General features: G+C 41.7%; 4 protein-coding genes. 3 read left to right on the top strand and 1 reads right to left on the bottom strand.

Going from position 1 to position 3,835, the window contains the following annotated elements; genetic code table 11:
- Positions 1–3 precede the first annotated feature (3 nt).
- Positions 4–144, bottom strand: a complete 141-nt coding sequence (locus LDB17_RS07935) for a hypothetical protein (protein ID WP_393924979.1) — start codon at positions 142–144, stop codon at positions 4–6.
- On the opposite strand from LDB17_RS07935, the gene LDB17_RS07930 reads away from it, so the two are divergent.
- The 3 genes from LDB17_RS07930 to LDB17_RS07920 are packed head-to-tail and all read left to right on the top strand — an operon-like array spanning position 77 to position 3,740.
- Positions 77–1,810, top strand: a complete 1,734-nt coding sequence (locus tag LDB17_RS07930; protein WP_393924978.1) for an aminopeptidase family protein P — start codon at positions 77–79, stop codon at positions 1,808–1,810. The two genes, LDB17_RS07935 and LDB17_RS07930, sit on opposite strands and share 68 nt — an antisense overlap.
- On the top strand, positions 1,800–3,215 hold the full coding sequence (locus LDB17_RS07925) for a TlpA disulfide reductase family protein (protein ID WP_135103661.1): 1,416 nt from the start codon (positions 1,800–1,802) through the stop codon (positions 3,213–3,215). Before LDB17_RS07930 ends, LDB17_RS07925 begins: the two co-directional genes overlap by 11 nt.
- A gap of 6 nt (positions 3,216–3,221) precedes the next feature.
- Positions 3,222–3,740, top strand: a complete 519-nt coding sequence (locus LDB17_RS07920) for a gamma carbonic anhydrase family protein (protein WP_135103660.1) — start codon at positions 3,222–3,224, stop codon at positions 3,738–3,740.
- Positions 3,741–3,835: the final 95 nt, after the last annotated feature.

Raw genomic sequence — 3,835 nt, 5'->3', positions numbered from 1 at the left:
TATTCAAAGAAGGACTTCCTTCAACCCCAAGTATAGAAGAGTGACTACAACTGTTCCGGCCGACCCTGTGAATCCACTGATCCATTCGCGCGAAGCCCAGTGCGAAGCCGGGTATTCACTTAGATGGGAGTCGGTGCTGGGGATGATAAAAGCATGTAAGCCTTTTTCTCCCATAAATTCGCGTAGTGCGGCCGGAACAGTTGTAGTCACTCGCGAAAAAGCAGGGCTGTGGACAGACTCCCGCTATTTTCTGCAAGGAGCAAAAGAACTGGAAGGAGCTGATATCGAATTATTCAAAGAAGGACTTCCTTCAACCCCAAGTATAGAAGAGTGGCTAACCTCCGAACTGGGAAAAGGAGAATACGTTGGTATAGATGGCACTGTGTATGCAGCTAAAGAAGCCATGAACCTTACCCACAAATTAAACATGAAAGGATTGCACCTTATCAGTGATTACGATCCGTTCAGCAAAATATGGAACGACAGACCCGAAATACCTACGAATGCAATCTTTGTTCTGCCTGAAAAATATGCGGGCGAAGCGGCACATAAAAAAATAGCACGTATTTGCGATGCTGTAGAGAAAAATGGAGCAGAATCTTTGCTTGTAGCATCATTAGATACAATTGCCTGGATTTTTAACATCAGAGGTAACGACGTGAAGTGCAACCCTGTAGCGGTTAGTTACGCCTATGTTTCGAAAGAAGAAACAGTATTGTTTATCAATCCTAAAAAACTAACATCGGAAATTTCCGATTACCTGAAAGCAGAAGGGGTTACAATTGCCGAATACGATAAGGTATTTGATTATGTATCGAAACTAAAGACACCTGTTTGTTTGGATGCGAACAAAGTAACCTTCAAGCTATATAATACGATACCCGACGAATGCCGCATCATCGATATGCCATCTCCGGCAGACCTGATGAAGAGTATCAAAAACGATACAGAGGTTCAGGGTATCCGCAATGCGATGGAGCGCGATGGTGTTGCATTGGTACGCTTCTTCATGTGGCTCGAAAAAGCAGTACCCGGTGGTAATGTGACGGAAATTATGATACCCGAAAAACTGGTGGAATACAGAAGTCAACAGAAAAACTTTGTAGGAGAAAGCTTTGATACAATCTCGGGCTATGGTCCTAACGGGGCAATCGTTCACTATCATGTAAGCAATGAAAGTTCACTACCCGTTAAACTCGAAGGTTTGCTGCTTGTAGACTCCGGTGCTCAATATTTCGACGGTACAACAGATATAACCCGTACACTGGCTGTAGGCCCGCTTACCGACCAGATGAAAAAGGACTATACCATGGTACTGAAAGGGCATATCAATCTGGCAACAGCAATATATCCTCAAGGCACAAGAGGAAGCCAGTTAGATATCTTGGCTCGTAAGGCATTGTGGGATGAAGGGCTAAACTACCTGCACGGAACAGGGCATGGTATCGGACATTTCCTCAATGTACACGAAGGACCTCAAAACATAAGAATGAATGAGAACCCTACAACTCTGCAACCGGGAATGGTAACATCCAATGAACCGGGACTGTACAGAGCAGGACAATACGGTATCCGTATCGAAAACCTCATTCGTACGAAGCATGAAATGACTACCGAATTCGGAGATTTCTATTCTTTCGAAACGCTGACTCTTTGCCCTATAGATACGACACCTATAGTGAAAGAAATGTTGACAGAGAAGGAAATCGTCTGGCTTAACGAGTATCACAAATTTGTATACGATCGTCTTTCTCCACTATTGACCGAAGACGAAAAACAATGGTTAAAAGAAAAAACTCATGAGATTTAAAATAACTGTTATATTATTGAGCCTCCTTTTCACGTTTGAGATGGAGGCTCAAACTATTAAAAGTCCCGATAACAAATTCAACTTAGAAGTGACTTATCCGGGACAGAGTGGCAAAAAGCTATATCTGGGACAATATTGGCGGGGCGCTACATACGCAAAAGACTCCGTTGTACTTTCTGCGGCAGGTAAAGGTGTATTTACAGCAAAAGAGAAGTATCCCGAAGGGCAATATTTTCTTTACATAGCACCTGACTTCAGAACAGACATGCTCTTTGGCAGCGAACAGAGCAAAATGCAGATAACAATCAACAAGGATAATTTCTTAAAAAGCACTGTAACAGGAAACGATGACACGCGCCTACTGTGGAGCTATCTCAACAAGGTAGCAGAAAATGATGCTTTGAGAGAGACACTCGAAGATCAGCTATCGGCATCAGATCTTACTCCGCAAAAAAGAGCCGGCATAGAAAAGGAAATAGCAACCGAAGAGCAAATAGCGCAGACCTATGTAAACAATCTTATCAAAGAAAATAAGACGAATTGGTTTGGAACTTTCCTAAAGGGTATGACTCCGATCACGCTACCTTACACCGACCCTAAGAATGATAAAGAGTTTGCAGAAAACAACAAGTACGGAAAAGTACATTATTTTGATAATATAAACCTTACCGACCCTCGTCTGTGGCGAACAAATTATTTGACCAGCTATATAGAATCATATATGACTCAGTGGGTAAATCCTACGCCCGATTCTTTGGCGATAGCAGCAACTAAGCTTGTAAGCAGAACAAAAGAGAATGAAGTGTGTTTTAAAGAAATGTTGTCTTATCTGATAAATACAACCACTTCGAGCGACAGAATGGGCGATGAGAATATCTGGGCAAAGCTTTGCGAAGATTACGTCTTCGGCAAAAACCTGGCGTGGATAGATAGTGCTCAAGTGTCGGGATTGCAGTATATGTATGAGCATATCAAAAACAATCGCATAGGCATGAGAGCCCGCAATATAAAACTGACAACAATAGACGGTAAGACAATTGAGACAAACGATATAAAAGCCGAATACCTGATATTGTATTTCTATGGTCACGACTGTAATCACTGTATAGAAGAAACACCTCGCATATACAATGAGGTATATACCAAATACAAAGACAAAGGATTGCAGGTAGTAGCCATCGACATAAAGGGAAGCGACAAAAAAGAATGGGATAAGTTTGTAAAGAATAATAAGATGACCGGCTGGATCAACGCCGCCGACCCGAATAATATATCACAATACTGGCTGAACTATGACACATCATACATTCCGTCAGTGTTTGTGTTGGATAAAAACAAAAAAATAGTTGCAAAGAAAATAGATTCTAAAGGACTGGAACAGTTCTTCGATTATTATACAAAATAAAAGATAATGGCATTAATAAAAGAAGTCAGAGGGTTTACACCTGAGATTGGAGAAAATACATACATGGCCGAAAACGCTACAATAATCGGCGATGTGGTAATAGGTAAAGATTGTAGCATTTGGTTTAACACCGTATTGCGTGGCGACGTAAACTCTATACGCATCGGAAACAGGGTAAACATCCAAGATGGCAGTGTGTTGCACACTTTGTACCAAAAGTCTGTAGTAGAAATAGGCGACGATGTATCCATCGGTCATAACGTGGTAGTGCATGGTGCAAAAATAGAAAACGGTGCACTGATAGGTATGGGAGCCATTGTTCTCGATCATGCAGTGATAGGCGAAGGTGCGATTATTGCAGCAGGATCAGTGGTACTGAGCGGCACACAGGTAGAGCCGGGAAGTATCTATGCAGGTGTACCTGCCAAGTTTGTAAAAAAAGTAGATTCGGAACAGGCGAAAGAAATGAACCAGAAAATAGCAAAAAATTACCTGATGTACTCGGGCTGGTTTAAAGAAGAATAAAACCGATTAAGGAAAATACTTATAATTAAATATGGGCAGAGGAATTTCATTTTCCGACTGATTGATTGCTTCATGTAGCGTATCTCTCAGGGTGT

The sequence above is a fragment of the Dysgonomonas sp. Shenzhen-Wh21 genome (assembly GCF_043392705.1).
Lineage (GTDB): Bacteria > Bacteroidota > Bacteroidia > Bacteroidales > Dysgonomonadaceae > Dysgonomonas.
Note: the sequence above shows the minus strand (reverse complement) of the source record. Positions and strands in the feature narration are given on the sequence as shown.

What these genes read in the sequence shown, in the direction of transcription:
- LDB17_RS07920 (WP_135103660.1), top strand. Translation starts at nt 3,222, where the DNA reads ATGGCATTAATAAAAGAAGTCAGAGGGTTTACACCTGAGATTGGAGAA.
- LDB17_RS07925 (WP_135103661.1), top strand. Translation starts at nt 1,800, where the DNA reads ATGAGATTTAAAATAACTGTTATATTATTGAGCCTCCTTTTCACGTTT.